Annotated in this window: 25 protein-coding genes; 13 read left to right on the top strand and 12 right to left on the bottom strand. The window is 71.4% G+C overall.

The genetic code is table 11. From position 1 onward, the window contains the following. Window positions 1–13 precede the first annotated feature (13 nt). From JYK18_RS36555 to JYK18_RS36540, 4 genes are read left to right on the top strand one after another with little or no spacing between them, the layout of a single operon-like run. On the top strand, window positions 14–412 hold the full coding sequence (locus tag JYK18_RS36555; protein ID WP_206807969.1) for a thioesterase family protein: 399 nt from the start codon (window positions 14–16) through the stop codon (window positions 410–412). Next, a complete protein-coding gene (locus tag JYK18_RS36550; RefSeq protein ID WP_206807968.1) occupies window positions 409–1,701 on the top strand; it encodes an aspartate aminotransferase family protein in 1,293 nt (430 codons plus the stop codon). The genes JYK18_RS36555 and JYK18_RS36550 overlap by 4 nt, the downstream gene beginning before the upstream one ends. Continuing rightward, window positions 1,698–3,029 (top strand): peptide ligase PGM1-related protein, encoded by a 1,332-nt coding sequence (locus JYK18_RS36545; protein WP_206807967.1) that lies wholly within the window; start codon window positions 1,698–1,700, stop codon window positions 3,027–3,029. Before JYK18_RS36550 ends, JYK18_RS36545 begins: the two co-directional genes overlap by 4 nt. A 39-nt stretch (window positions 3,030–3,068) precedes the next feature. Next, window positions 3,069–4,256, top strand: coding sequence for an MFS transporter (locus JYK18_RS36540; protein ID WP_206807966.1), 1,188 nt, complete (start codon window positions 3,069–3,071; stop codon window positions 4,254–4,256). A gap of 54 nt (window positions 4,257–4,310) precedes the next feature. On the opposite strand, the gene JYK18_RS36535 is transcribed toward JYK18_RS36540, so the two are convergent. Continuing rightward, window positions 4,311–4,568, bottom strand: a complete 258-nt coding sequence (locus tag JYK18_RS36535; protein WP_206807965.1) for an acyl carrier protein — start codon at window positions 4,566–4,568, stop codon at window positions 4,311–4,313. A 144-nt stretch (window positions 4,569–4,712) separates the two neighbouring features. Between JYK18_RS36535 and JYK18_RS36530 the strand changes: the two genes are divergently transcribed. The 3 genes from JYK18_RS36530 to JYK18_RS36520 all read left to right on the top strand — a co-directional run bounded on the left by JYK18_RS36530 (window position 4,713) and on the right by JYK18_RS36520 (window position 7,423). Beyond that, window positions 4,713–5,696: a beta-ketoacyl-ACP synthase 3 gene (locus JYK18_RS36530; RefSeq protein ID WP_242582423.1), complete on the top strand. Its 984-nt coding sequence runs from the start codon at window positions 4,713–4,715 to the stop codon at window positions 5,694–5,696. Continuing rightward, entirely contained in the window at window positions 5,693–6,136 is a 444-nt protein-coding gene (locus JYK18_RS36525; protein WP_206807964.1) for a MaoC family dehydratase N-terminal domain-containing protein, read from the top strand. Before JYK18_RS36530 ends, JYK18_RS36525 begins: the two co-directional genes overlap by 4 nt. Window positions 6,137–6,310: 174 nt before the next feature. After that, window positions 6,311–7,423 carry an NAD(P)/FAD-dependent oxidoreductase gene (locus JYK18_RS36520; RefSeq protein ID WP_206807963.1) on the top strand — a complete coding sequence of 371 codons (1,113 nt, stop codon included), beginning with the start codon at window positions 6,311–6,313 and terminating at the stop codon, window positions 7,421–7,423. 29 nt (window positions 7,424–7,452) lie between these two features. Here the strand turns inward: JYK18_RS36520 and JYK18_RS36515 are convergent, their stop codons facing one another. From JYK18_RS36515 to JYK18_RS36505, 3 genes are read right to left on the bottom strand one after another with little or no spacing between them, the layout of a single operon-like run. Further along, complete coding sequence (locus JYK18_RS36515) at window positions 7,453–8,334, bottom strand: helix-turn-helix transcriptional regulator (RefSeq protein ID WP_307796211.1); 882 nt, start codon at window positions 8,332–8,334, stop codon at window positions 7,453–7,455. A gap of 52 nt (window positions 8,335–8,386) precedes the next feature. After that, window positions 8,387–9,316 (bottom strand): NADP-dependent oxidoreductase, encoded by a 930-nt coding sequence (locus JYK18_RS36510; protein ID WP_206807962.1) that lies wholly within the window; start codon window positions 9,314–9,316, stop codon window positions 8,387–8,389. Continuing rightward, on the bottom strand, window positions 9,313–9,564 hold the full coding sequence (locus JYK18_RS36505) for a hypothetical protein (RefSeq protein WP_206807961.1): 252 nt from the start codon (window positions 9,562–9,564) through the stop codon (window positions 9,313–9,315). Before JYK18_RS36505 ends, JYK18_RS36510 begins: the two co-directional genes overlap by 4 nt. A 36-nt stretch (window positions 9,565–9,600) precedes the next feature. On the opposite strand from JYK18_RS36505, the gene JYK18_RS36500 reads away from it, so the two are divergent. Next, entirely contained in the window at window positions 9,601–10,722 is a 1,122-nt protein-coding gene (locus tag JYK18_RS36500; protein WP_206807960.1) for a cytochrome P450, read from the top strand. A gap of 500 nt (window positions 10,723–11,222) precedes the next feature. Here the strand turns inward: JYK18_RS36500 and JYK18_RS36495 are convergent, their stop codons facing one another. Both JYK18_RS36495 and JYK18_RS36490 read right to left on the bottom strand, forming a co-directional pair. Then, complete coding sequence (locus JYK18_RS36495; RefSeq protein ID WP_206807959.1) at window positions 11,223–12,677, bottom strand: carboxylesterase/lipase family protein; 1,455 nt, start codon at window positions 12,675–12,677, stop codon at window positions 11,223–11,225. Between the two features lie 32 nt (window positions 12,678–12,709). Then, window positions 12,710–13,615, bottom strand: a complete 906-nt coding sequence (locus JYK18_RS36490) for an MBL fold metallo-hydrolase (RefSeq protein WP_206807958.1) — start codon at window positions 13,613–13,615, stop codon at window positions 12,710–12,712. 135 nt (window positions 13,616–13,750) lie between these two features. Here JYK18_RS36490 and JYK18_RS36485 point away from each other — a divergent pair, with 135 nt between their 5' ends. Then, on the top strand, window positions 13,751–14,653 hold the full coding sequence (locus JYK18_RS36485; protein WP_206807957.1) for a helix-turn-helix domain-containing protein: 903 nt from the start codon (window positions 13,751–13,753) through the stop codon (window positions 14,651–14,653). A gap of 198 nt (window positions 14,654–14,851) precedes the next feature. On the opposite strand, the gene JYK18_RS36480 is transcribed toward JYK18_RS36485, so the two are convergent. After that, window positions 14,852–15,673 (bottom strand): helix-turn-helix transcriptional regulator, encoded by an 822-nt coding sequence (locus JYK18_RS36480; RefSeq protein ID WP_206807956.1) that lies wholly within the window; start codon window positions 15,671–15,673, stop codon window positions 14,852–14,854. A 128-nt stretch (window positions 15,674–15,801) separates the two neighbouring features. Here JYK18_RS36480 and JYK18_RS36475 point away from each other — a divergent pair, with 128 nt between their 5' ends. Together JYK18_RS36475 and JYK18_RS36470 are read left to right on the top strand one after the other, a co-directional pair. Beyond that, window positions 15,802–16,245 carry a nuclear transport factor 2 family protein gene (locus JYK18_RS36475; RefSeq protein ID WP_206807955.1) on the top strand — a complete coding sequence of 148 codons (444 nt, stop codon included), beginning with the start codon at window positions 15,802–15,804 and terminating at the stop codon, window positions 16,243–16,245. Then, window positions 16,242–17,090, top strand: a complete 849-nt coding sequence (locus tag JYK18_RS36470) for an NAD(P)H-binding protein (RefSeq protein WP_206807954.1) — start codon at window positions 16,242–16,244, stop codon at window positions 17,088–17,090. Before JYK18_RS36475 ends, JYK18_RS36470 begins: the two co-directional genes overlap by 4 nt. Here JYK18_RS36470 and JYK18_RS36465 read toward each other — a convergent pair. From JYK18_RS36465 to JYK18_RS36450, 4 genes are all read right to left on the bottom strand, one after another. Continuing rightward, complete coding sequence (locus JYK18_RS36465) at window positions 17,044–18,249, bottom strand: FAD-dependent monooxygenase (RefSeq protein ID WP_206807953.1); 1,206 nt, start codon at window positions 18,247–18,249, stop codon at window positions 17,044–17,046. The two genes, JYK18_RS36470 and JYK18_RS36465, sit on opposite strands and share 47 nt — an antisense overlap. A 37-nt stretch (window positions 18,250–18,286) precedes the next feature. Further along, on the bottom strand, window positions 18,287–19,765 hold the full coding sequence (locus JYK18_RS36460) for an MFS transporter (protein WP_206807952.1): 1,479 nt from the start codon (window positions 19,763–19,765) through the stop codon (window positions 18,287–18,289). Between the two features lie 272 nt (window positions 19,766–20,037). After that, entirely contained in the window at window positions 20,038–20,676 is a 639-nt protein-coding gene (locus JYK18_RS36455) for a TetR/AcrR family transcriptional regulator C-terminal domain-containing protein (RefSeq protein WP_307796210.1), read from the bottom strand. Window positions 20,677–20,686: 10 nt separating this feature from the next. Further along, a complete protein-coding gene (locus JYK18_RS36450) occupies window positions 20,687–21,358 on the bottom strand; it encodes a TetR/AcrR family transcriptional regulator (protein WP_206807950.1) in 672 nt (223 codons plus the stop codon). A gap of 117 nt (window positions 21,359–21,475) precedes the next feature. On the opposite strand from JYK18_RS36450, the gene JYK18_RS36445 reads away from it, so the two are divergent. Together JYK18_RS36445 and JYK18_RS36440 are read left to right on the top strand one after the other, a co-directional pair. Next, window positions 21,476–22,210, top strand: a complete 735-nt coding sequence (locus JYK18_RS36445; RefSeq protein WP_206807949.1) for an SDR family oxidoreductase — start codon at window positions 21,476–21,478, stop codon at window positions 22,208–22,210. A gap of 134 nt (window positions 22,211–22,344) precedes the next feature. Beyond that, a complete protein-coding gene (locus JYK18_RS36440; RefSeq protein WP_206807948.1) occupies window positions 22,345–23,685 on the top strand; it encodes a tachylectin-related carbohydrate-binding protein in 1,341 nt (446 codons plus the stop codon). A 64-nt stretch (window positions 23,686–23,749) separates the two neighbouring features. Here the strand turns inward: JYK18_RS36440 and JYK18_RS36435 are convergent, their stop codons facing one another. Beyond that, window positions 23,750–26,260, bottom strand: a complete 2,511-nt coding sequence (locus JYK18_RS36435) for a tetratricopeptide repeat protein (RefSeq protein WP_206807947.1) — start codon at window positions 26,258–26,260, stop codon at window positions 23,750–23,752. Window positions 26,261–26,274 lie beyond the last annotated feature (14 nt).

Here is a 26,274-nt window from a genome sequence, read left to right as displayed (position 1 = left end):
GGAGTTTCCCGCTATGGTCCGGATTTCGGAGAACGCGGTGCACGCGCGATCGGAATGGGTGGTGGAACCGGATGACTGCGCCAGCCGCTGGGGCAACACCGGGCTGGAGGTGCTGTCCACCCCGGCGATCCTCGGCCGGATGGAGAAGCTGTGCGCCGACGCGCTGGCCGGTCACCTCGACGACGGTGAGATGACCGTCGGCGTGGAGGCGGTGCTGCACCACCGGGCCCCGACCCCGGTCGGCGCCAAGGTGAGCTACCACGTGCACGCGGACCGGGTGGACCGCAAGATCCGCTTCGACTTCGAGGTGCGTGATTCGCTGGGCACGCTGGTCTGCGACGGCACCCATCTGCGCGCGGTGATCGAGGTCGCCGGCTTCCAGGCCAAGGTGTCGGCGCTGGCGGTCCGGTGAGCGCCGCCCCGCACGCCGCCCCACCCGCGCCGGTCTCCGCGCGCGGGGTGCCGACCGCGGTCCGCGCCCGTGGCGCGCGGATCTACGACGACCAGGGCCGCGACTACATCGACGGCAGTTCGGGCCCGATCTGCGTCAACCTCGGCCACGGGGTGCCGGAGGTGCTCGCGGCGATGCGGGCTCAGGCGGAACGGGTCACCTTCGCCCACCGCAGCCAGTTCGGCACCCGGTGCACCGCGGAGCTCACCGGCGAGGTGCTGGCCGTCGCCGGTGCGGACCACCGCGAAGTGGTCTACGTCAATTCCGGGTCCGAAGCGATCGAAACCGCGCTGCGGCTGGCCTTCCACCACCACGCCCAGCGCGGCGACACCGATCGCGAGGTGGTGCTGACCCAGTTCCCGAGCTATCACGGCATGACCGCCGGCGCGCTCGGTGTGTCCGGGCATCCCGGTCGGCGGGCGGGCCTGGCCCCGCTGCACGACCACAGCGCAGGCACCGTGCCGGTGAAGGCGCTCGACCCGGCGGCCGTGCTGCCCGGCGTGGCCGAATGGGAGGACGCCTTCCGCGAGGCGGGCCCCGAACGGGTGGCGGCGGTGGTGGTCGAGCCGATCGGCGGGGCCTCCACCGGCGCCGCCGCGACCTCCCCGGAGGTGCTGCGGCGGCTCCGCGAGCTGTGCGACGAGTCCGGCGCGCTGCTGGTGCTGGACGAGGTGCTGGCTTCGTTCGGGCGGACCGGGGACTGGTTCGGGCACCAGCCGTCCGGCGTGCGCGCCGACCTGGCCGCCATCGGCAAGGGCCTCAGCTCGGGGTACACGCCGATCGGCGCCTGCCTGGTCGGCACCGCGGTGCTGCCCGGCCGCACGGCGGCGGACTTCGCGTTCGGCCACACGATGAGCGGCAACCCGCTGTCCACCGCGACCGCGCTGGCTGTGCTGCGGTACACGCGCGAGCACGACCTGCCCGCCCGGGCCCGGCGGGTGGGCGGGGAACTCGGCGCACGGCTGGCCGAGCTGACCGCGGGCAGCCCGTTGTTCTACGCGCCGCGCGGACGGGGACTGCTGTGGGGACTGCCGGTGGTGCAGGAAGCCGAGGAGTACGCGAGTAACCCGCTGGCGCCGCGCCTGTGCCTGGCCGCGCGGGACCACGGGCTGGTCGTGTACCCGGCCGGCGTGGCGCACACGACCCAGGCCGTGCTCGTGGCGCCACCGCTGACCAGCACCGCCGACGAACTGGACGAACTGCTGCTCCGGCTGGAGCGGACCCTGCGGGACTTCGGGAGCGCGGTATGAGCACGTTGCTGATCGGCAACTCCTACAACGACCACCTGGTCGGCGACCTGCGCACGTTCACCCCCGACGAGCGCGCGGTGGCGGGCAACATCTCGGTCCGCATGCTGTGGCTGGCCGAGCCGGGGGACGTGGCACTGCTGCCGCAGCCGCCGAACCCGGACTTCCTGGCCTACCTGCTCCACTGGAAGGGCATGGACCAGGACGCGATCGAAATCGTGGTGCCGCCGCCCGGGGCGTTCGGCTCGGACGTGCTGACCAGGGACCGGCTCGCCGACCCGGGGGTCCGGGCCCGGCTGGCCGAACTCACCCGCCGACGCGGCCTCGACCGGGTGCTGCCGTACTCGTTCGACCGCACGGTGACCGCGCTGGCCGCCGAACTCGGGCTGCACGAGAACACCGAGGGCTTCGGCTTCGCCGCGGCGGGCGGCACCGACCTGCTCAACAGCAAGAGCGTGTTCCGCGCGATCGCCGGCGGGATCGGCGTGCCGCACACCACCGGGATCGCCACCACCGAACGGGCGGAGGCCGAGTCGTTCGCCGCCGGGTTGCTGGAGCGCGGTAAAGCGGTCATCGTCAAGCAGGACTTCCACGCCGGTGGGTACGGCAACGAAATACTCGCCCCGCACGACGGGGTGGCGAAGGTGGGCGCCAGGCACCTGTCGGTGGTCACCGGCGGCGAAGTGCCGTCGCACTTCGGCGACCGGTGGGCCGGGTACACCAATCACGGTGCCCGGCCCGCCGTGCTGGAGCACTACCTGCCCGGCTCGATCGCGCTCGGCGCCGAATGCGTGGTCACCGGGCGCGGTTTCCGGCTGAACCATTTCGGCGAAATGCGCATGGAGCCCATTTTCGACGGGATCGCCATTCATTCCGAGGTCGGCAGCGCCACCGTGCGGGAGGCCTACCACGATGCGCTGGTCCGGTTGTGCGAACCGGTGGCGGCGATGGGTTATCGCGGCCTGATCAACATCGACGGCATCATCACCCCGGACGGCGGCATGCTGCTGACCGAGTTCAACGGCCGGGTCGGTGGTACCTCGCACCTCGACTGGCTGGGCCGCGCACTGGTCGGCGAGGACTACTTCACCGAATCCGTCATGCTCACCCGCAACCACTGGCGGGTGGGTTCCACCGCCGAAGCGGTGGCGAAGGTGCGTGCCGCCGGGCTGGAGTTCGACGCCGGACGCGGGGAAGGGGTGCTGATCACCGGCGATCACACCGCGCAGACCGGCGTACTGGAATACTGCGTGCTGGCCACCGAAATCCCGGCGGCGGAAGCACTGGAGAAGGCGATCGGCGGACTGTTCCCGGAGCTCGGCGGGCACTGAGCCCGCGCCGCCGGAATAACGAGACGAGGGGATGGGCGCATGGGTTACCGCGGATTGGCCACCGGCGGGGTCGCGGTGTGGCTGGTCGCGACCTTGTTCAGCCGCCTCCCGGTGGCGATGATGCCGCTGGCGCTGGTGTTCTTCGCGCGGGAGGAACCCGGTGGCTACGCCGTCGGCGCGGTGCTGGCGGCGGTGTACACGATCGCCGAGACGGTGGGCGCGCTGGTGTTCGGCGCGCGCCTGCGCGGTTCGTTCCTGCGCCGCCCGCTCGCCATCGGGTTGCTGATCAGCGCGCTCGGCGTCGGCGTTTTCGCGCTGGTGCCGGACGCGCCGCTGGCGGTGCACATCGTGCTGACCGTGGTGGCCGGCGCGCCGGCCGCGATCGCGCCGGGCAGCCTGCGGTCACTGGTGACCGGGCTGGTCGCGGAGAACGACGTGCCGCGGGCGCTGAGCGTGGACACCATGCTCAACCAGGCGGCGTGGGCGCTGTCCCCGGCCATCGTCAGCGTGCTGGCGCTGCGGTTCGACGCCTCGCTGCCGTTCGCGGTGGCCGCGGTGAGCACCGCGCTCAGCGCGATCGCGGTGTGGCGCCTGCCCGCCGGGAAACCGGTGCCCGAAACCCCGTCGACCGGCCGCCGCCGCGCGCTGTGGTCGGCCTGGCCGGTCTACTTGACCAGTGCGGCGGCGATGTACCTGCTGGCCACCGCGGAGCTGACCCTGCCCGCGCTGCTCGAAGACCGCGGGGTCGCGGTGGGCTGGGCGGGTGCGCTGCTCACCGGGTTCGCGGTGGCCAGCATCGTCGGCGGGTTCGGCTACGGCCTGCGCGACCGGTGGCCGGGTTCGTATCGCACGCAGAGCAATCTGCTGCTTTTGGTGGTGACCCTGTTCGTGGCGGTGATGGCGCTGCTGCCCGGTCTGGTGGGGGCCGCGGTCGGGCTGCTGCTGGCCGGGTTGTTCCAGGCGGCGCTGCTCACCGCCCGCAACCTGTCGTTGCGCGAGCGGCTGCCCGAGGATCTGCACGCCACCGGGTATTCGATGATGTACGTCGGCAGCGGGGTCGGTTACGGCGTGAGCGGAATGGCTTCCGGCGCGGTGCTGGCCATCGCCAGCCCGTCGGTGGCCGTGTTGTTCGGCGTCGGGGTCACCGCGCTCGCCGGGGTGGCCGGTTTCTTCACCGAGCGCCGCAGTGCGCGCAGGCTCGAAATGCTGGCCGTCAAAGAATCCTGATTTCCGCCGTTTCCCGGGCCGGCCGCAATTGAGCGGCCGGCCCGGAAATCGTGCTCAGTGCGTGAGCGCGCCGCTCGCGGTGACGAACTCGAGCAGCTGCCGCGGCGTCTGCATGCCGTCGATCTGCTCGTCGCTGACCGGGATCCCGAGGTCGTCCTGCACCTTGGTGGCGATCTCGTAAACAGCCAGCGAATCGTAGCCGAGATCGGCGAACTTCTCGTCGATGTTGCCTTCGGTGAGCCGGATGTTGTCGTCCGTTCCCACGCAGGAATCGATGATCTTCTGCAATTCGATGGGCCCGAAGTTGGGCATGGAGCCTCCATTGTCGACTGTTTGCCGGGAACGCTTCCAGGCTACCGCGCTGAATTGTTGCGCTCAAGAACTCGGCGAGATAATCTCGAATCATCGAATTACTGGCCGACAATAGTCCGAAATGGACGGAACGGGGTCGTTTCCATGCCGATGTTGTCGCCAGGCGGTGGTGGTGGCGCCGCACTGCTCGGGTTCGGCGGCTACCGGCCGCGCACGGTGGTGGGCAATGCCGAGATGTGCACCAGGATCGACTCCACCGAGGAGTGGATCGAGTCGCGGTGCGGTATTCGCGAGCGCCGGTTCGCCGCCCCGGACGAGACGCTGGAGTGGATGGCGGTGGCGGCCGCGGCCAAGGCGTGCGGGCAGTCCGGAGTGGACCCGGCCGATCTCGACTGCGTGCTGGTGGCCAGCATGTCGAACCTGGTGCAGACCCCGCCACTGGCGGCCGCGGTCGGCGCGGGCATCGGCGCGCGCCGCGCGGGCGGCTTCGATGTTTCCGCCGCCTGCGCCGGGTTCTGCCACGCGCTGGGCCTGGCCTCGGCGATGGTCCGCCTCGGCGAAGCCAGGCACGTGCTCGTGGTCGGGGCGGAGCGGATGACCGACATCGTGGACCCGGCCGATCGCACGATCGCCTTCCTCTTCGCCGACGGTGCCGGCGCGGCGGTGGTCGGCCCGTCGGCCACGCCCGGGATCGGGCCGGCCGTGCGGGGTGCGGACTTCGGCTCGCGGGAAGCGTTGCGGATGACCGGGCCGTGGGCGGAACCGGGTGCGGTGCCGGTGATGCGGATGGACGGCAAGCGCGTGTTCCGCTGGGCGGTCGGCTCGGTGCTGCCCGCGTGCCGCGAGGCGCTGGAGGTGGCGGGCGTGCGGGCGGAGGACCTCGGTGCTTTTGTGCCGCACCAGGCGAACCTGCGCATGATCGAGATCATGGCCGACGGTCTGGGCCTGCCGGAGCGCACCGCGATCGCCCGCGACGTGGTGACCTCCGGGAACACGTCGGCGGCGTCGGTTCCGCTCGCCGTGGAATCCCTGCTGGCTTCCGGCGCGGCCGAATCCGGCTCGCTCGCGCTGCTCGCCGGTTTCGGCGCCGGGCTCAACCACGCGGCGCAGGTCGTGGTGCTGCCGTGACCGCGCTGAACCAGGACTTCACCGGGCGCAGCTTTCCGCCGTCGGGGGAGTACCTGGTCAGCCGGGAGAAGATCGCGGAGTTCGCCGCCGCCGTCGGTGCCGACGCGCCCGCCCACTTCGATCCGGAGTGGGCCAGGGAGCGTGGTTACCCGGATGTGCTCGCACCGCCGACGTTCGCGATCCTGCTCGCGCTGCCCGCCGCCGAGCGCATCCTGCGCGACGAGGAGCTGGGCGTGGACTACGGGCGGCTGGTGCACCGCGACCAGGACTTCCGCTACCACCGCCCGATCCACGCCGGGGACCGGCTGACCACCGGCCTGACCATCACCGACATCCGGACCACCTCGGCCAACGAGCTGTGCGTGCTGCACGCGCGGATCGCCGACGCCGAAAACCACGATGTCTGCGACGTCACCATGGGGTTCCTGGTGCGCACCTGAGGTGGTGGCAGCCACCTGTTAGAGTCGTGGTGTCGCGAAAAACGATGTCCCGCGGCGTAGCCCGCCGGACATCGCGCACACATCGATGCAGGCCAGTTCCGTCGGTGAGCGTCTCCATGCCGAGATCGGGCGTCCTGCCCGCTCCCGGTGTCGACCGCTACCGAGGAGCGCACCATGCCGGAAACCGTCACCATCGTCGGAGCGGGACTGGGCGGGCTGATGCTCGCCCGGGTGCTCCAAGTCCACGGCGTCGCCGCCACGATCTACGAGGGTGAGGCGTCGGCGACGGCGCGCGCCCAGGGCGGCCTGCTCGACATCCACGAAGAAACCGGGCAGGTCGCGCTTCGCGTGGCGCGCTTGTATGACGAGTTCCGCGCCCTGGTTCGGCCAGGCGAGGACGCCAAGCGCGTCGTCGACCGCCACGGCACGGTCCTGCTCGACCGTCCCGCTGACCCCCGTTCGGCCCGCCCCGAGGTGGATCGCGGGGAACTCCGGCGCCTGCTCATCGACTCGCTCGCCCCGGGGACCATCCACTGGGGCCACAAGCTCACCGCGCTCCGGCACCACCCGAGGGGCGGCTTCGACCTCACCTTGGCGGCGGGTTCCACCGTCCACGCCGACATCGTCGTCGGCGCGGACGGCGCCTGGTCGAAGGTCCGGCCACTGCTCACCCAGGCCGAACCGCGCTACAGCGGCACCTGCTTCGTCGAGATCGCCCTCGCCCCGAACCACCGGGCGAGCGTGGCCACGACCGGCAGCGGCACGCTGATGGCGGTCGCGCCGGGCCAGGGCATCATCGCCCACCGCAACGCGGACGGCGGTGTGCGCGGGTACGTGGCACTGAACAAGCCCGAGGAGTGGATGCGGTCGATCGACTTCGGCGACCCCGCCGCCGGTCTCCGCCGCCTCGCCCACGAGTTCGATGGCTGGTCCCCGCTGCTCACGGCTTTCGTGACAGGCAGCGACGCGGAGCCGTGCCTCCGGCCGATCCACGCGCTCCCGGTCGGACTCAGCTGGGACCGGGTGCCGGGCGTGACGCTCGTCGGCGACGCCGCGCACCTGATGTCGCCCTTCGCCGGTGAAGGCGCCAACCTCGCCATGTACGACGGCGCCCACCTGGCACGCGAACTCGCCGGCCGGCCCGACGTCGAAAGTGCGCTCGCCGCCTACGAAAAGCGGCTCTTCCCCCGCAGCCAGGAGATCGCCGCCCACTCGGCGCACAACCTCGAGACCTTCTTCGGCCAGGATGCGCCGGAGAGCGTGGTCACCCTGTTCGGAGGTCCCTGAGGCCTACGAGCATCGTCCCGAAAGGAGGATCACCAAGACGGTTCGTCGGTCCGCGGAGTCGATCCGGCGAGGTTTTGCGTGCCGATCACCGCGAGCAGGGCGAGCAGATCACCGCTGTCGGTGCCGACGGCGGGCGTGAACCAAAGCAACCGCTGCCTGCCGTCCTCGCTGAAGAGGTTGAGGCAGTTGACCTCGATCAACCCGAGTCCGGGATGGACGATGCGTTTCCGGTCGTTGCGGCGGAACGCCACCTCGTGGTCGGCCCATTTCTCGGCGAATTCAGTGGAGCGCCGCTGCAACTCGGTGATCATCGGTCGTACCTCGTCGTCCTTGGCGTCACGGCGCGCCGCGGCGGCCCGCAGGTCTGCGACGAAGGCGCGGGACTGGCTGTCGTGGTCCTGTTCGGGGTAGAGGGCGCGGGACTCCGGCTCGGTGAACCAGCGGAAGACGAAGCTCGCGCGCGAGCCGGTGAACGCCGAGTGGTCGCCCAGTAGTGCGACCGCGAGCGGGTTCTGCACCAGGGTCACGTGCAGGTCGGTGATCACCTGCGCGGGCGTCGACGTCAGCCGGATGAGCAGATCCGACATCCCGGGGTGCACGTGCGAGGTCGGTCCGCTCGGGGACGGCAGGGGCCGGCCGGCGAGGTGGTAGAGGTGGTCGCGTTCGTCGTCGGTCAGGCGCAGCGCCCGGGCGAGCGCCGCGAGCATCTGCGCGGAGGGTTGGGACCCGGCACCGCGTTCGAGCTCGTTGTAGTAATCCGCCGAGGCGCCGGCCAGGTGCGCGACCTCGTCCCGGCGTAGGCCTGGCACCCGGCGGCGCGGGCCGGGCACCAGCCCGACGTCCTCGGGGCGGATGCGCTCGCGGCGGGAGCGGAGGAACGTTCCCAGCTCGGCGTACTTGGCGATGCTCACCCGTCCAGTGTCGCGCGAGTGGGGCGCGGGTGGCAGGGGATGCCGTCCCCTGTCACCCCACTGAACCCGCGGTCAGGATGACCTTTCCCTTGGCGTGCCCGTCGGTGAGGTACTCCAGCGCCGCCGCGGCGTGGTCGAGGGCGTACCGGCTGTCCACGGCGACCCGCAGCCCGTCGTCGATCAGCGACATCACCCGGGCGAGCCGGGTGGCGTCCGAGGCGTGGAAGACGAACTCCGCGCGCAAACCGCGTGCGGCGGCCCGTTCCACCTCGGGAGGTCCTGACACGGCGACAAGCAGGCCGCCCGGGCGAAGCACGTCGAGGGAGCGCGCCTCGACGGCGCCGCCGACCGTGTCGATGACGACGTCGACGTCGGCGACCGCGGAGCCGAAGTCCTGTTCGCGGTAGTCGATCACCTGGTGGGCGCCCAGTTCCGCGGCCAGGTCGGCTCCTGCCTTCGAGACGGTGGTGACGACCCGCGCGCCGAGTCGCCGGGCGATCTGCACGGCGAAGCTCCCGACCCCACCCGCGCCCGCGTGCACCAGGACGGTGTGACCGGGCCGAACGCCGGCGACCTCGGTGAGCGCCTGCAGGGCGGTGGCGGCGGACGTCACCGCCCCGGCCGCCAGGGACAGCGGGATCGTCGTCGGCGCCGGGACGATCTGGTCGGCCGGGACGACCGCCAGCTCGGCGAACGCCCCACCGGTCGACGGGTCGAGACGGGCGACCACCGCGTCACCGACCGCCCGGTCGCCGACGTCGGCTCCCACTTCGACGACAGAGCCCGCGACGTCCGTGCCGAGGGTGTACGGGAACTCCACCGGGAAGAAGTCCCGCAGGTAGCCGGCGGCGATCTTGAGGTCCAACGGGTTGACCGCCGCGCCGGCCACCCGGACGAGCACCTCGTTCCGGCCGGGCTTCGGGTCCGCCACCTCGTCGAGCACGGGTGGTGCGCCGTAGCCGGACAGCCTGGTCGCCTTCACTTGACCCCCTCCGCGACGGTCGGCATGACACCGATCTGGTTGAAGAACCCGAACCAGTTCTCGAGGTCGGGTAGAACGGCGAAAGCTCGGTAGAACGTGGTTTCCCTCACCCGTCCGATGGTGCGGCCTCGTCGAGCACCCAGCGAGGTGCCGTTCACACAGGTGACGGCGTCCCCTGGGAAAACGGGAGTGTGGAAGGGCAATATTGGTGGAGTGCCGGTGGCTTCGTGGCCGTTGACGAGCGGCACCAGTACTTCCGAGGTGGACGACGTGCGGGGGGTGGAATGACCGGGGACCAGGCTCACGGTGTTCGTGAGATCGCACTGCCAGACGGTTCGCGGGGCTGGTTGGTCACCGGTTACGACGCCGCCCGGCAGGCGCTGTCGGAGCGGCGTCTGTCCAAAGTGCTCACGGCCGCGGAGGTCGGTCTGACGCCGGAGCTCACCAGTGCCATGCTGCGCCAGATGTTGTTCCTCGACCCGCCGGACCACACGCGACTGCGTCGGCTGGTCTCGGCCGTGTTCACCCCGAGCCGCGTCGAAGACCTGCGTCCGCGCATCGACCAGATCGCCACCGAGCTGCTCGATGCGATCACCGGCCACGAGACGGTCGATCTGATCGAGGTGTTCGCCAACCCGTTGCCCCTGCAGGTCATCTGCGAGCTGCTCGGGGTGCCGGTCGAGGATCGCACCGCGTTCCGCGAGTGGTCCGCGATCATCGCGGCCGGCGCGGCCCGGCAGGACGAGCTGCCCGGCGCGCTGGCCGAACTCCTGGTGCGGATCCGGGCCATGCTGGCCGACCGGGCCGCGAGTCCCGGCGACGACCTCGTGAGTGGTCTGGTCGCGGTACGCGATGAGGGTGATCGGCTGTCCGATGACGAGCTGACGTCGATGGTGTTCATGCTGGTGATCGCTGGTTACGAAACCACGGTCAACCTGATCGGCAACGGGGTGCTGGCACTGCTCGAGGACCGGGGCCGGTGGACCCGGCTCCGTGGCGAGCCCGAATTGCTGCCGACCGCCGTCGAAGAGTTCGTCCGGTTCGAGCCGCCGATCGCCGTCACGACGCAGCGCCGCGCCACCGCGACCTTCGAGCTCGGTGGTCGAACCATTCCGGCGGGTTCGCTGGTGCTGGTCAGCCTGGCGGAGGCCAACCGGGACGCCACCCGGTTCCCGGCGGCCGACGAGTTGCGGTTGGACCGGCCGCGCAGCCAGCACCTGGGTTTCGGGTACGGCATCCACCACTGCATCGGCGCGCCGCTGGCCCGTGTGCAGGGAGAGGTTGCCTTCACCGCGCTGATGACCAGTTTCCCCGAGCTGGACCTGGCGATCCCGGCCGGCGACGTCGCACGGCGATCCGACTTCCAGCGCGGTGTCACCTCGCTGCCCGTCCGCCTTCGTGGCTAGGGTCCAGAGCCCGGTCGAAATGAGAGGTGCTCAGTGGATCGGCGCAACGTGCTTGTCGGCGAAACGAAAATCGCCTACCTGAAAGCTCGGCTGACGACGACGCTCGGGCGGCGGTTCCGCTGCTTTGCGCTGGATTTGCCGGGGCACGGGCATTCCGGCCCGGCTCAGCATCCTGACGACTACTCACTGCCGGGATATGTGGCCGTACTTACCGGCTTCCTGCGGGAACTCGACATCAACTGGCAGAGGCGTTCTTGCCGAACCCGGCCATGGCCGCGCTGTTCAACGACCGCGTCTCCGAGCCCGAGGCGAAGTCGGTCGCCGGGTGCTTCGTCGCAACCGGCTCGTCGTTCGATGTCGAAGAGTTCGTCTCCGACATTCTCGGCACGGACGGTGCGGCCCGCGCGGGACTCGGAGCCAGCCTCGGCGCGGGCCGTTTCGCAGATGAGATCGCCATCGTTTCGGCTCTACCTGTTGGGAGAGTTCGTCGGCGAGGCCGTTCACGTCAGGTGACACGCGGCTGCCAGGACTTCCGCCTGGGGCCGCTGCGGGTCGTACGCGGCCCAGCCGGGGTCGCCGTGGGTGGCGAAGGCGACCCAGGCGCCGTGCACGCGTGCCGCGAGCCCGGCGGGCGCCGGGTCGGGGCCGAGCAGACCGGTGTCGCCGTGCAGCCGCGGTTCGTCGGCGATGTCGAAGACGAAGGGCAGCTCCACCGTGTGCGTGGCGCCCAGCCGCCCGTCCAACGCCGTCGAGCGGTAGCCGAACGAATAGGCGTGGGTACGGCCACCGGACAGCCGGGCGTGGGCCTCGGCCAGCCGCGCGGTACCGGCCCCGAAGAGGCCTTCGCCCAGCACCGCGGAGCGCAGCTCGCCCGGGGTCGCCCCCGGCCGGGCGGCCCGCTGGGCGGCGACCACGGCGGCGGGGTCCGCGCCGACCTTCGCCGCGACGGCGAGCACGTCGTCGTCCGTGGACGATTCCAGCTTGCCCTGCGGTACCAGGTAGAGGTGGCCCTCCTCGGTGTTGGTGCCGATGAGCAGGTCGACCTCGCCAGCCGGCCCCGCCGCCAGTGCGTCGGCCGGCTGCACGGGCAGGACCAGGGAGAACGGGCTCAGCTCGACGAGCGGGTCCGTGGCCGTCGCGGTCCGCAGGTCGATCCCCGCGAGCTCCGGCAGGATCTCGAGGAACCGCTCGTCCGGGATCTCGGCGAACGCCGCCGCGGTGGGCGGCACGCCCAGCGCCCGCGCGGCCACGGCCGTGACCCGCTGCGCCTGCTCGGGGGTGAACGCGCCGGTGCCGCTGCCGCTCTGGACGATCGCGCGCCGGAACAACCCCTTGGCTTCCGGCGTCGCCAGTAGCGCTCCGGTGATGGTGGCACCCGCGGACTGGCCGAACACCGTGACGTTCTCGGGATCTCCACCGAAGGCGGCGATCGCGTCCCGCACCCAGCCGAGCGCGGCGAGGACGTCGAGCAGCCCGCGGTTGGCGGGGGCACCCTCCAGGTCGAGGAAACCGGGGATGCCGACGCGGTAGTTCACCGTCACCAGCACCACGCCGTCACGGGCGAACGCCCGGCCGTCGTAGAGCGCGGCGCGGGTGGAGCCGGTGACGAACCCGCCGCCGTGCACGAAGACCATGACCGGCCGCTGCCCACCGTCCGCGCCGGGCGTGCGGACGTCGACGGTCAGGTACTCCTCGCCGCGCACCCAGCCCGGGCCGAAGTAGGGGCTCATGTCGAGCCGCCCGAAGTCGCGGGCCGGCTGCGGTGCGGTCGGCGACGGTGCGGTGGCGTCCCGGACACCGGACCAGCCCGGGTGGGCCGCCGGTGGCGCGAACCGGCCGGCGCCGGTGGGTGCCGCCGCGTACGGGACGGCGCGGTAGAGCTCGCCGAAGCGGTCACGAACACCACGCACGGTGCCCGCCGGGGTCTCGACGATCGGATCTGCCTGCTGGGGCACGGGAAAGCTCCCTCTCTCGGTGACTGGCGGGCTCAGGCGATGCGGGAGAAGCCCGCCCACTCCTTGATGGCGAACTTCGACCCGGCGCGCTCGACCACGGCACCGCCCTGGCCACCGAAGTGAGCCGGGAAGACCAGCGTGTTGTCCTCGGCCGCGCGGCCGAGGAGCTTGTGGCGGGTCGCCCTGGCCTCGGCCGGGTCCTCGCAGAAGCAGGAGTTGGTCTCCGGCTCCACGAGCTGCAGCGGGTTGTGCACCAGATCGCCGACGAACAGCGCGCGGTCACCGCCCGACGCCAGGGTCAGCACGGACGACCCCGGGGTGTGGCCGGGCGCGAGATCCAGCCGGAGGTTCCGGTCGATCCGGTACGAGCCGTCCCACAGGTGGGTCAGCCCGGCTTCGTGCACCGGGGCGACGCTGTCCTCGAAAACGTTCTGGTTGCCGCGGCCCAGCACCGGTTCGTGGTTGTTGGCCGGGTTCCAGAAGTCGAAGTCCCGCCGCGGCATCAGGTACGTGGCGTTCGGGAAGGTCGGCACCCAGGTCCGGCCGTCGAGGAAGGTGTTCCAGCCCACGTGGTCGATGTGCAGGTGGGTGTTGACGACGATGTCGACGTCTTCGGGCCGGACCCCGGCGGTGGCGAGGTTGTCCAGGTAGTTCGTGGACAGCCGGCTCCAGACGGGCGCGTAGGGGCGGTCCTTGTGGTTGCCGACCCCGGTGTCGACGAGGATCGTGCGGCCTTCGCTGCGCAGCAGCCAGGTCTGGATGGCCGAGCGGCATTCGCCGGTGCCGGCGTCCAGGAAGTCCGGGGCGAGCCAGCTCTGGTGTGCGTCCCAGGCGTCATCGGGGCTCTCGGGGAAGAAATCCGCGGGGCCCATCTCGACCGAGCCGTAGTACTCCTTGACGCGGGTGACGGTGACGTCGCCCAGTTCGATCTGCTCCATGCTCACTCCTCGTTGGTCGCGGGTCGCCCCGGCCAGGCCGAGCCTGATCGCGTCCGCGCGCACCAACCAGTCCCGCCCTGTCCTGCCCCTGGCAGGGGCTGGCTGGGCGGTGCCGCGGGCGTGGATAGTGGAGTGATGGACGGACCAGGCCCGCTCGGCGACTTCCTGCAGGCACGGCGGGCCAGGCTGCGCCCGGAAGACGTGGGCCTCCGCGACCTCGGGCCGCGCCGGCGGGTGGCCGGGCTGCGCCGGGAGGAGCTGGCGCAGCTGGCGGGGGTCAGCGTGTCCTACTACACCCGGCTCGAACAGGGCCTGTCCCGTGGCGCGTCGGCGGAGGTGCTCCAGGCGATCGCCGGCGCCCTGCTGCTCGACGACCACGAGCGGGACCACCTGGAACGCCTCGCCGGGGCCGCCCGCCGGGTACCGCGGGCGCGAAGGCCCCGCCCCGAGAAGCTCGCCGACGAGACGCGGGACCTGCTGCGCTCCTTGGACGGCGTCCCGGCGCTCGTCCTCGGCCGGCGCACGGACGTGCTGGCGTGGAACCCGCTCGGCCACGCCCTGCTCGCCGGCCACCTCGACCCGCTGAGCACGGAGGACCCCGCGGCCCGGCCGAACATGAGCCGGATGCTGTTCCTGGACCCACACTGCCGGGAGCTCTACGGGGACTGGCGGGGCAAGGTGCGCGCGGTGGTGGGCAATCTGCGGATCGCCGTCGGCCGTCATCCGGAGGACCGGCTGCTCGCCGAGCTGATCGGCGAGCTGACGATGAAGAGCCCGGAATTCGTGGCGTTGTGGGGTGACCACCGGGTGACGCCGTGCGACGCCGACACCTACGAGCTGCACCATCCGGTGGTCGGCACGGTGACGGTCACCCAGCAGACCCTCGTCCTGGCGCGTTCGCCGGGGCAGTCCGTCGTGGTGTGCACGACGCCCGCCGGGTCACCGTCGGAGGCGGCCATCGCCCTGTTGCGGCAGGCGAGCGCGGGGGAGCGGAGCGGTGGGCCCGCTCTGCCCGACCGCTCCACCACCGCCCGGTAACCCGGCGCCTCGTCCGCACAGTGAGGGCAGGGCACGCGCCACCGTCACCGGACCTCGGACAGCTGGGCTGCCTGCTCGCGGCCGATCCGGTTCCGGGCCGTCTCCGGGCCCAGCGCCAGTGCCACGACGGTCCGGGCCACCCTCGGCCGCCCGGAGTCGCGGGCGTGAGGTCCACGCCGCGGGCCTTGCGCGCTTTCGTCAGCTGATCCGCTCGAGGGCGGTGGCGCTGGGGCTGCCCGGCTCGGCCGTGTACATCACCAGGGTGTGCCCGGCACCCGGGAACAGCAGGGTGGTCCGATCCAGCTCCAGTTCTCCCAGCACCGGGTGCTTCACCCGCTTGCGGACGGCGGGGATGGGGCGCACGTCGTGGTCACGCCAGCCGGCGGCGAAATCGGCGTCGTGGGCGGCGAACTCGTTGATCAGCTCGGCCAGCGCGCGGTCGGCGGGGTGCTTCAGCGCGGCGGTGCGCAAGTGCGAGGCGGACTGCCGCGCGAACGTCGCTTCCGCCTTCGGGGCGGCGTCGCACAGGGTGCCGGCCAGCCGCAGGGCGAGCCGGACGGCGTTGCGCTCGCCGGGTGCCAACCGGCCGAAGTCCGTGATCAAGGCGACCGCCGCGCGGTTCCAGGCGACGATGTCCTGCCTGCTGTTCACGAGGTAGGCCGGAATGGTGCCGAGCCGGTCGAGGAGCGCACGCGCGCCATCGGGGATCGGCTCGGGCTCGCTGTGCGCGTCGGGCAGGATCTGGCCGGCCAGCCTGGCCAGGTGCTCGCGCTCCGCGCCGGTGAGCTGGAGGGCCGTCGCCAGCGCGTCGAGCACCTGCGGAGACGGGCGGGAGGCGCGTGCCTGCTCCAGCCGTTCGTAGTAGCTGACCGACACCTGCGCCCAGGCCGCCACCTCCTCGCGGCGCAGACCGGGGGTCCGCCGGGGGCGCTGGCCCGGTCCGTGCGCCCGCCCGGTGGTTTCCGGTCGCAGGTTCTCCCGGCGGCGGCGGAGGAAATCGGCGAGCTCTTGTCCGGACACGCCGCCATCCTTCCACGCGGATTCCGGCTCAGCCTCCCCCTGACAGTCCGGGGCTGAAGCGTGGGTTCCTCGGGTGCTCGCCGGCTGGGCACGCTGGTCCGGCAAGCAGAATTCCCGAGGAGGATGACGTGCCCGGTGCACCGGAGGAAGTTTTCCGGCGTCTGCTCGACCTGATGCTGAAGAAGGAGATGGACGCTGTCGCGGATCTTTGGGCGGCGGACGGCATCGCGGAGTTCCCCTTCGCCGACGGCGATGCGCCGCGGCGCCTGACGGGGCGCGAAGAAGTTCGCGGTTACCTTGCCGGATACCCGGAACTGCTGGATATGCGGGAAGTCGCCGCGCTCACCGTGCGACCGACCGACGACGCGGATACCGCCGTGATCGAGTGGACGGCCGAGGGCCGCGCGGTGCGCACCGGCGAGCGCTACCGGCTGGATTACGTCGTCGTGCTGACCGTGCGCGAGGACCGGATCACGGTGTACCGCGACTATTGGAGCCCGCTGGCGACGGCTCGCGCGACCGGGCGGCTGCCCGAGCTGATCGCTTCGCTCGACCGGGACGACGTCTCGTGACCGGGGTGCTCGTGACCGGAGGCACCGGCAAGACCGGATCGGCACTCGTCGAACAGCTTCGCGGGGCGGGGGTACCGGTGCGAATCGCGAGCCGGCGCCCTTCCGCCCTCGATCCCGACGCGGTCCGATTCGCTTGGGAGGACCCGAGTACGCACGAAGCCGCGCTGCGCGGCATGGATCGTGTCTTCCTGGTTCCCCCGGTCGAAAGCGTCGACCCCTTGCCCCTGGCCGGGCCGTTCCTGCGCCGGGCCCGGCGGTCCGGTGTGCGCCGGGTCGTGCTGCTCGGTTCCGCCATCGTCCTGCCGAACGCGCCCAGCGCGCTGGAGCTGGCGGCACAGGTGCGGGCCGAGCCGGGCTGGGTGGTGCTGCGTGCGTCGGGGTTCATGCAGAACTTCCTGCCCCCGCACCCGCTGTGGGAGCGCATCCACCGGCTCGGCGAGATCCGCACCGCGGCAGGCGACGGCAAGGTGGGCTGGATCGACGTCCGGGACATCGCGGCTTCCGCGGCGGCTTTGCTGGGGGAGCCCGAAGTTCGCGCCGCGGGTGGCGATTTCCTGCTCACCGGGCCCGAGAGCCTGAGCTACGGCGACACCGCGGAAGCCATCACCGCCCACACCGGCCGCCGGATCCGGGTACGGCGGATCGAGCCGGACGAGCAGGCCGCGGCTTACCGGGCCGCGGGCCTGCCCGCCGAGTTCGCCGCCGCCCTCGCGACCGTCGAGGACGGGATCCGGCGCGGGCGGGAGGACCGCGTCAGCACGACGGTGCTCGATCTGACCGGCCGCCCGCCCCGCACCTTCAAGCAGTTCGTCTCGGAGCACGCGGACGAATGGCGCGGGAAGTGACCACGGGCTGGGCGCCCGTCGCCCGCCGACGGCCACGGATCCGGCGGGCCAGACCGAGGAGGGCCGACCGCAGCGCCTCGGCCCGGCGGCTGGACGGGACGAACATCTGTTGCTTGAGCCGCGCGGTGCGCTGGTGCTTGGTGATGAACGGCCGCAGTCCGGCCTCCCAGGCGTCCAGCGCGGCGGCCAGGTCGCCGGGGTGCTCCCGCAGGGCCACGCCCAGTGCGGCTCCGCCGCGCAGCGAAGACGTGGCACCCATGCCCGAGTAGAGGTTCATGCACCACGCCGCGTCTCCCACCAGCACGACCCGGCCCTTGCTCCACCGGGGCATTTTCACCTGGTGCACCGAGTCGAACAGGTGGTCAGGGGCCTGGTCCAGGGAGTCGAGGACGTGCCGCACCACGGGATCGTCCATGCCCGAGAAGACCGAGCGCAGCCGATCGACCCGCGACCCGCCGAACTGCTCCTGGATGTCCCTCGTCCGGTAGGTCAGCAGCGCGGTGGGCGCGTGGTCGGCGAGCCCGAACACCCACACCGCCCGCTTCGCGCGCGCGACGATGATGCTGTCATCCGCCGCGTACGAGGGCACCTGCTCCTTCAGTTGGAAGGCGCAGATCATCGCGTTCCACGTGGTCAGGTAGTCCTCGTGCGGACCGAACACGAGCCGGCGCACGCTCGAGCGCATCCCGTCCGCGCCGACCACGAGGTCGAAGTCCTCGCGGGACCGCGCACCGGCGTTCTCGAGCAGGACCCGCACCCCGCCGTCGCCTTCGGTGATCTCGACCGGAGTGGTCCCGAACCGCACCTCGACACCGGTGATGCTCTGCCACAGCGCGGCTTCGATGTCACCGCGCAGCACCGCCGCGGGCTCGCCGGGCTGGTCCAGGAATCCCAGAGCCGGCCTGCGTCCACCCCGGCGATTCACCGACCACGAATTCGCGCCGGCCGCCCGTTCCGGGTTGCGGGTGTGCAGGTGGCCGTCGATCCCCAGGTCGACCGCGGCCTGCCGGCCCTGCGGGAACAGCCCGACGAAGTAGCCCCCAGTACGCCGCTCGGGCGCCCGTTCGACGATCACCGGCGTCCAACCGGCTTGGCGCAGCCCGATGGCCGCGGACATTCCCGCGATGCCGAGCCCCACCACCAGTGCCTTCTTCCGCATGGCTTTCCTTTCTACGATCACGTTTTTGTGGGATGGCTCAGTCCGGCACGACGACGACGGCGTGGCCGCGGCGGGGTGCGGCGACCTGTGAGTCGCGCCTGCGCACCCGCACCGTCGCGAGCACCGCGGCCGCGACGAGCGCCGCGCCGCCCATCAGGATGTAGAGCCGCACCCCGGCCAGGGAGTTCGCGGCGACGTCCGCGACGAGCGTGTCGGTGGCCGTCGCGTTGAGCACCATCACGCCGAGGACGTTGAGCACGACTGACCCGACGCTGAGCACGACCGCCACCAGGCTGCCGATGGCACCGTGGTGCTCGGGCGGTGTCATCACGGTCGCGAGGTTGAAACTGGAGGCGATGCCCGCGCCGGCGGCCACGCCGAGCAGGGTGGCGCAGGCGAGCCCGACCGGCAGCACCGAGATACCCGTGAGCATCCCGAACGTGGCCAGCGTGCCCACCGCGATCCCGGCGAGCAGCGTGCGCGTCGGGCCGATCCGGGACGCGAGCACACCGGACACCGGACCGCCGATCATGATCCCGATCGCGGACAGCACGAACAACGCGAGCACCACGTCGCCACCGCCGAGGCCGTAACCGAGGCCGAGCTCGGGCGGCACCTCCGCGACGAGGCTCATCAGCTGCAGCATGGCCTGCACCGAGCCCGCCGTGAGCGCCACCGCGCCCAGCGTTGTCGCCAGCGACCGGCTGTGCCCGCGCAGGTCGACGATCGGTTCGCGGACCCGCAGCACGTGCCGCACCCCGGCGGCCAGCGCGAGGACGCCGCCGGCCAGCGCGGCCAGCAGGCCCGGGTTCGCCCAGCCCAGGTCCGGGGCCATGCTGACGGCACCGAGCACCGCGACCAGACCGGCACCGAGCAGCAGCGCCCCGGCGACGTCGACCGACCCACCGGAGCGGATCGGCGGTTCCGGGACGAAGAGTCGCACGGCGACCGCGCAGACCATCGCGAGAGCGGTGGCGGCGACGAAGACGCTCCGGTAGCCGAAGGTGTCGATCGCCGGGTTCAGCAGGAGCATCGAGGGAATCCCCAGTACCGACGCGCCCGTGGTGACGACCCCGACGGCGGTCATCCCGACCCGCGGAGTGCAGAGCTGGCGGGTGATCGCCACCGTGAGCAGCACCGTCCCCATGACCGCGCCCTGCAGGAACCGCCCGAGCACGAAGACGGCGACGTTCGGCGCGATCAGGCAGACCAGTGACCCCGTCAGCGTGACGAGCATGGTCACCACGAGGATCCGGCGCTTGCCGTGGATGTCGGCGGTGCGCCCGAGCAGCGGCGCCCACATCGCGCCCGCCAGCATCGCGCTCGAGTTGAGCCACGCGGCCTGGTCGGTCTCGAAGTGCCGCATCATGTCCGGCAACGCCAGCAGCGGGGCGACGATGACCAGGTCGGCCAACAGGTTCGCCCCGACGAGGATGGTCAGCCAGCCGACCAGCCGGCCGCTCCACCTGCCTTCCGCGACGTCCGGCGGGCGCACTAGCGACGTGCCTTGCACCATGAGTTCTCTCCAGGTAGCGGCAGCCGGGAACACCCGGCCGCATCGAGGGCTTCTTTCCGCGGCGCCGATCAGGACCGCAGCGGACGGCCGACTCCTTAACAAAGTTAATCTCTGCTGGCACCCACCGTGCCTGAACTTTGTTAAGGAGTCAACCGCGGCAAAGGACGCCCGGCGAACCTCAGTGGGTCAACACGCCGGTGGAGTCAGCAACGAGACAGAAGTCGTGCGGTCCAGGGACTTGGGAATCGCGCGGTCGTCGTCCGCGACGAGCGTCAGCGTTGCTGCCGGGCCGCGAGTCCGTCGAGGACGACGTCGAGGTGCCGCTCGAACCGGGTGTCGTGGTCATCGCGCAGGCGACCCGCGGCCTTGACCAGATCGGCCCCTTCGCCCAGCCAGGCATCGCGTTCGGCGAGCGAGTAACGACCTGGTGCGGTCTCGTCCGACTGCGCCCGTTCCTGTTCCTCGATGACGTAGCCGACGACGAACGCGGTGACCACATCGAGGGCGTCGTCGGCGTCGGCGAGGGTGAAACCGGCCTCGATGAACCGCGCGAGCCAGGTCTCCTTGGCTTTCACCACGTCCGGATCGGACAAGCGCGTGCCGCTGAAGATGCGGGCTCCGTCCCGGTAGCCCAGGTATTCCGCGCGCAGGATGTGGCCGTAGTCGGCGAGGTTGGCCCGCCAGCCGGCGTCCGGCGGGACGGCCGACAGTGCATCCGTGACCCGGCGCATGACGAACGTGCTCATCTCGTCGAGCAGTTCCTGTTTGTTGCGCACGTGCCAGTACAGCGCCGGTGCCTGCACACCAAGCCTCGTCGCGAGCGCACGGACGGTCAGTGCGTCCATGCCCTTGTCGTTGAGCAACTCGAGCGCCGCCGCGACGATCCGTTCCTTGGTGATGCCCTTTCCCACGGAGGACACCTTAACGAAGTTCAGGCAGCTCCGCTCCGTGCTTCCCGGGCACGGCCATCGCCCGGTGGAGCTGGTCCGCGTCCCACGCGGGCTCTTGCAGGTCGAGCCGGTTCGAGGCCCGGAACCCGTCCAGCGCCAGATAAACGTGTCGCCGCCACATCGACGGGGCCACGTGCCGCGTGGCCTCGGCGACTCGGCCGCTTGCCCAGAACAACAGGAAGAGGTCCGCGCCGGTGACGTCCGAGCGCACGGCACCGGCTTCCTGCGCCCGCTCCAGAACGCGTTGTGCGAGTGCGCAGATCTCGCCGTGCACGGCTTCGGTGCGGTCGTCGCCGGGAAACCGCTTCGCCAGGAAGTCGCCGAACGCCCGATCTTCGGCCTGGGCGGAACACAGGACTTCCAGCAGGCTGCGAAACGCCTCCCACGGGTCCTCCAGTTCGGGCAGGGCCCGTACCTCGTCGAGCAGGCGGTGCAGTTTCGGTTCGAGCACGGCCCACAGCAGGTCCAGGCGTGTCGGGAAGTGCCGGTAGAGGGTGCCGGTCACCAGTCCCGCCTCCCGGGCGATGCCGTCGAGGGCGGCCTGGGCGCCTCGTTCGGCGAACGCGTGCCGGGCGCTTTCGAGAAGCCGCTCGCGGTTGCGGTGGGCGTCCCGGCGAGTGGGTGGGTTCTTGCTGGCGGGCATGCGGGTCACCCTAACAAAATGTGACATGTCTCAACTTTGAGAGTGCTCTCATTTTTCCGTACGCTCAGCGGGGAACGGAAAATGAGAGCACCATCATTTTTGCCGCAGGGGAGTGGCATGGCGAAGCTCGGCGGCAAGGTCGCGGTGATCACCGGGGCGACCTCCGGACTGGCACTGGAGACGGCGAAGGTGTTCGTCGCGGAGGGGGCGCACGTGGTCATCACCGGCCGGCGCCAGGACCGGCTGGACGCGGCGGTGGCCGCGATCGGCCACGACGTGACCGGTGTGGTCGGTGACGTCGGTGAGATCGCCGACGTGGTCCGACTGGCCGAGGTCGTGGCGGCCGAACTGGGCCGGGTCGACGTGCTCGTCGCGAGCGCCGGGGTCTGGACGTGGAACGAGACGATCGGTGAGGTGACCGAGGAGTCGTTCGACGCGGTGTTCGGGGTGAACGTGCGCGGGACGTTCTTCACCGTGCAGAAGCTCTTGCCGTTGCTGTCCGATGGCGCTTCGATCGTGCTCATCGGGTCGGGTGCCGCGGAGAAGGGCGATCCGGGGACGACGGTCTACGCCGCGAGCAAGGCGGCGCTGCGGTCGTTCGCCCGGACCTGGACCACCGACCTGAGGGAGCGGGGGATCCGCGTCAACGTCCTCAGTCCCGCCGCGATCGACACCCCGGCGTTCGCCGACCTCCCGCCGGGATTCAAGGAACAGATCGCCGCGCGGGTACCCGTGGGCCGCCTCGGCGCCGAGCACGAGATCGCCACGGCGGCGCTCTTCCTCGCTTCCGCGGACTCGAGCTTCATCAGCGGGATCGACCTCCCCGTCGACGGTGGAATCGGCCAGACCTGACCTGGTGATCGAGCCGTTCTTCCAAGGTGCCGGTCAGCGGCCGGTCGTGGACCTGTCGCACCGCCCCCTGTGCACGGGACGCTCCTGTGCGGGTGGTGTGCGACGTCGGGTGCCGCTCGGACGAGGAGGGAATGATGAGACGACTGACCACGATCATCGTCACAGCCGCGGTGGTGGCAGCGGGCCTGACGGGCTGTGGGGCCACCGCGGCCGCCGCACCGGATGCCGGGGTCCAGGCGGCCTGCCAGGACAACGGCAACGATCTCGTGCCGTCCCGCAGCGAGGTGCTGCGCCGGGCACGGTCGTGGCTGGCCCACGTCGACCCCGGTGCCGACCCGATCAACTATCACGGCGAATACGTGCCGTACTCGCAGAATTCCTGCCACAGCAACAGTTATGGCTCGTACCGGCAGGACTGCTCCGGGTTCCTGGCCATGGCCTGGGGGATGGGTGGCCAGGGGAACGCCTGGTACACGGGCAACCTGCGACCGGCGCACTCCAGCGGGCGGACCGTCTCGATCACCCAGTCGCAGCTCGCGCCGGGCGACGCACTGCTGCTGCACATCGAGGACAGCAACCCCAACAACGACCACGCCGCCCTGTTCGTGGCATGGGTCTCCACCGGCGCGTTGGTGTACGAGCAGACCGGGGCGGTCGACCGGACCCGGACGGCCGTCTGGTCCCAGGCCAAGGTCAACTCCTACACCCCCATCCGCTACGCGAAGCTCGCCAACGACGTCGTGTCCGGTCAGGCGGGCCGGTTGAACATCGTCGCCGACGACGGGGCACTGAGCTGGTACCAGCACACCGGCTGGTCCTCGGGCACGCCGAGCTGGGAATCCGCGTTCACCGCGGGCGCCGGGTTCCAGAACTTCGACAAGCTCGTCGCCGCGGACCGGACCCTGTTCGGTGTCCGCCCGAACGGCGACATGCAGTGGTACCGCTACGACACCGACCAGGGGTTCGCCGCGGCCAGCGGCGCGCTTGTCGGCACCGGGTGGAACTCCTTCAAGTTCGTCATCTCCGCCGGCGCGGGGGTCATCTACGGCGTCTCCTGGACCGGCACCCTGTACTGGTACCGGTATCGCGGAACGCCTGGCGCCGGCGGTTCCTGGGCACCGAACTCCGGCAAGGTCATCGGAGCGGGCTGGCACACGTTCCGTTCGATCACCGCGTCCAACGGGGTGCTCTACCCCGTCGGCCACGACGGATCGCTGCGGTGGTACCGGTATCTCACGCCGGACGACGGGGCGGGCGTCGGGTGGGCCGGCGGCAGCGGGGCGGCCATCGGGTCGGGCTGGGTCGAGGGGACCTGCAACTACCAGACCGTTCTCGCGGCCGGCAACGGCCGGATCTACGCCGCCGACCAGGCAGGCATCCTCCGCTGGTGGCACCACACCGACCCGACGAACGGGTCGGCCAGCTGGGCACCCGTCGCACCGTGTGGCAACACGGTCGGCTCCGGTTGGCTGTGAGGTAGGACGGAGGTCTGCGAGGGGGACCTCCCGCTGAGCGGTAGAGCGGGTCGACCGGCTCGCTCTACCGCTCGGTCAGCACCTCCGGAGCGCAGTGGCAGCCCCAGGAACGGCGCCAGGTGTCGAGCTCGTCCGCTTCCCTGGTGCGGTGGGCGCGGAAGATGGTCAAGGCCTCCGCCCAGTGCGGGTGGGCCTGGGCGCAGCCCGATCCGACGGCATGTGCCGCCCCGATGTCCCGGAGGGTGCGGGCCTGCCAGAGGCGGAGGTGAAGGTGACGCCAGATCGTCATGGCCTGGTTCAGCCAGTGCAGGGCGGACTCGGCGTCGCCTTCCGCCAGGTGCAGTTCGCCGATCGTGCGGAGCATGAGCGCGACCCCGAGGCGGTCCTGGTGTTCTCGGCACACGCGCAGGCTGGTCAGCAGCACCGGCCTCGCCCGGTCGGTCGCGCCGCGGCGGATCCAGACCTTGGCCAGTGCCTGCGAGGTGTAGCACCGCAGGTGCCGGTCGCCGGTTGTCTCGATGATCCGGTGTGCTCGTTCGCAGAACTGTTCGGCCGGCTCGAGTTCGTCGCGGGCCCGGTGGATCAGGCCGATGCCCCGGATCGCGATCGCCTCGCCGCGGTGGTGTCCGATGCGGCGGTACTGGCGTGCCGCTTCTTCCAGGTGGTGTGCGGCCAGTTCGTCGTGGCCCAGTTCCCGGTGCGCGTAGCCGATTCCGTAGAGCGCGTGCGCGACGCCGTGCCAGTCGCCCAGTGCGGACAAGGCTTTCCGGGCTCGTTCGTGGTATCGCAGGGTCAGGTCGTGTTCGCCCAGCTCACGGTGGGCCGTGCCGATGCCGTTGACCGCGACCGCTTCGCCGTGTGGGTTCCCGCCCGCGCGGAAGCGGTCGATGGCCAGCTGGAAGTGGTATTTCGCTTCGGCGAAGCGGTCTTCGGTGTACCGGAGCTGACCGAGGCCGCATTCCAGCGCGGCCCGTCCCGAGTCGTTGCCCGCCGCGTCGGCGGCGGCGCAGGCCGCGGCGTGGGTGCGGTCCCAGCCGTCGAACCGGTTGTAGGTGCCGAAAACGGCGAACACCAGCGCCTCGGCCAGTGCGCACGCGAGCCGATCCAGTCCGAGCGCGCTGGCCCGCTCGACCATCGCGACCAGCATCGGTTCCTCGTCAAGCAGTTCGGGGCCGTAACCCCCGTCGACCGGGAGCCAGCTCGGCTCCAGGTCCGGCTGGTACAGGCGGCGCACGGCCACCGGCAGATGCTCGGCCACCCCCTCGACCGCCCGCAGCGCCTGGGTGATCGCGCGTGCCACGGCCGTCGTGCGGTCGTCGACGCTCTCCTCCGCCTCGGCGCACTCCCTGGCGTAGATCCGGACGAGGTCGTGCATGCGGTAGCGGATCCCACCGCCCGTCTTCGCGATGTACTCGACCAGCCGTGCGTCGGCGAGCCGGTCGAGGACGTCCTCCGCCGCGGCGACGGGCACGGCGAGCAGCGCGGCGGCGGTCGACGCCGCGAAGTCGGGCGGATCGAGGAAACCGAGCAGCCGGAACGCCCGTTTGCCCGTCTCGTCGAGTCCGTGGTAGCTGACCGCCAGCGACGAGCGCACGCCGAACTCGCCGAGCCGGAGCTCGTCCAGCCTGCGCCGCTCGTCACCCATCCGGCCGACCAGCGTCGCGACCGGCCACTGTGGACGGTTGGCCAGCCGCGCGCCGGCGATCCGCACCGCCAGCGGGACCCGGTCGCACAGCCGCACCAGCGTTTCCGCGGCGCCCGGATCCTGGTCGAGCCGGGTGTCGCCGATGATGTGCCGGAGCAGCCCCAGTGCGTGCGACTCGCTCATCGCCCGGACGTCGAGCGTGATCACCCCGGGCAGACCGGCGACCGGCGCACGGCTGGTGATGATCACCCCGCAGCCGGGGTGGCCCGGCAGGAGCGGCGCCACCTGGTCGAGGCCGCCCGCGTCGTCGAGCACGACCAGGACGCGCCGGGCGGCGAGGGTCAGCCGGTACCGCTCGACCTTCTCGTCGAGGCTGCGCGCCGACGCGGCGGCCGGCTCGTCGAGCGCGTGCAGCAACCGCCCGAGCGCCTCGTCGGGCGGCACCGGGTTCGCCTGTGTCCCGCGGAGGTTGATGAACATGCCACCGTCGGGGTAGATCCGGCGCAGGCGGTGGGCGACGTGCACCGCGACCGTGGTCTTGCCCATCCCGGCCGCCCCGGCCAGCGCGACCACCGGAACCGCGGTGTCGGCCGCCTGCCGCTCGGCCAGCCGCGCCTCCATGACCGCGATCTGCTCGTCCATCCCGGTGAAGTCGGCGGTGTCCGACGGCAGGGAGAAGACCGGCGACGGCCGCCGCGCCGACGAGTCGGCGTCGTCTTCGGCGAGCGCGGACTCGACGAAGGCATCGCGGTCCTCGCCCGTGAGGTTCAGCCCGTCCGCCAGCAGTCGCACGGTGTCGTTGCGGGGCTGGCGGATGAGACCGTTCTCGAGCTTTCGGATGGTGCGCACGCCCAAACCGGACCGCTCGGCAAGCGCCTCCTGGGTAAGACCGGCACGCCGACGCCGAGCACGCAAATCCGAACCGAACACCCGCCCTCCTGGCT

It is taken from the genome of Amycolatopsis sp. 195334CR, from assembly GCF_017309385.1.
GTDB lineage: Bacteria > Actinomycetota > Actinomycetes > Mycobacteriales > Pseudonocardiaceae > Amycolatopsis.
The sequence above is the reverse complement of the archived record's forward strand: the minus strand, read 5'-3'. Positions and strand labels throughout refer to the sequence as shown.

Excerpts from the sequence above, each read along its gene's own strand:
- JYK18_RS36555 (WP_206807969.1), top strand. The coding sequence starts at position 14 with ATGGTCCGGATTTCGGAGAACGCGGTGCACGCGCGATCGGAATGGGTG.
- JYK18_RS36545 (WP_206807967.1), top strand. The coding sequence starts at position 1,698 with ATGAGCACGTTGCTGATCGGCAACTCCTACAACGACCACCTGGTCGGC.
- JYK18_RS36540 (WP_206807966.1), top strand. The coding sequence starts at position 3,069 with ATGGGTTACCGCGGATTGGCCACCGGCGGGGTCGCGGTGTGGCTGGTC.
- JYK18_RS36535 (WP_206807965.1), bottom strand. The coding sequence starts at position 4,568 with ATGCCCAACTTCGGGCCCATCGAATTGCAGAAGATCATCGATTCCTGC.
- JYK18_RS36530 (WP_242582423.1), top strand. The coding sequence starts at position 4,713 with ATGCCGATGTTGTCGCCAGGCGGTGGTGGTGGCGCCGCACTGCTCGGG.
- JYK18_RS36520 (WP_206807963.1), top strand. The coding sequence starts at position 6,311 with ATGCCGGAAACCGTCACCATCGTCGGAGCGGGACTGGGCGGGCTGATG.
- JYK18_RS36500 (WP_206807960.1), top strand. The coding sequence starts at position 9,601 with ATGACCGGGGACCAGGCTCACGGTGTTCGTGAGATCGCACTGCCAGAC.
- JYK18_RS36490 (WP_206807958.1), bottom strand. The coding sequence starts at position 13,615 with ATGGAGCAGATCGAACTGGGCGACGTCACCGTCACCCGCGTCAAGGAG.
- JYK18_RS36485 (WP_206807957.1), top strand. The coding sequence starts at position 13,751 with ATGGACGGACCAGGCCCGCTCGGCGACTTCCTGCAGGCACGGCGGGCC.
- JYK18_RS36465 (WP_206807953.1), bottom strand. The coding sequence starts at position 18,249 with ATGCGGAAGAAGGCACTGGTGGTGGGGCTCGGCATCGCGGGAATGTCC.
- JYK18_RS36460 (WP_206807952.1), bottom strand. The coding sequence starts at position 19,765 with ATGGTGCAAGGCACGTCGCTAGTGCGCCCGCCGGACGTCGCGGAAGGC.
- JYK18_RS36450 (WP_206807950.1), bottom strand. The coding sequence starts at position 21,358 with ATGCCCGCCAGCAAGAACCCACCCACTCGCCGGGACGCCCACCGCAAC.
- JYK18_RS36445 (WP_206807949.1), top strand. The coding sequence starts at position 21,476 with ATGGCGAAGCTCGGCGGCAAGGTCGCGGTGATCACCGGGGCGACCTCC.
- JYK18_RS36440 (WP_206807948.1), top strand. The coding sequence starts at position 22,345 with ATGAGACGACTGACCACGATCATCGTCACAGCCGCGGTGGTGGCAGCG.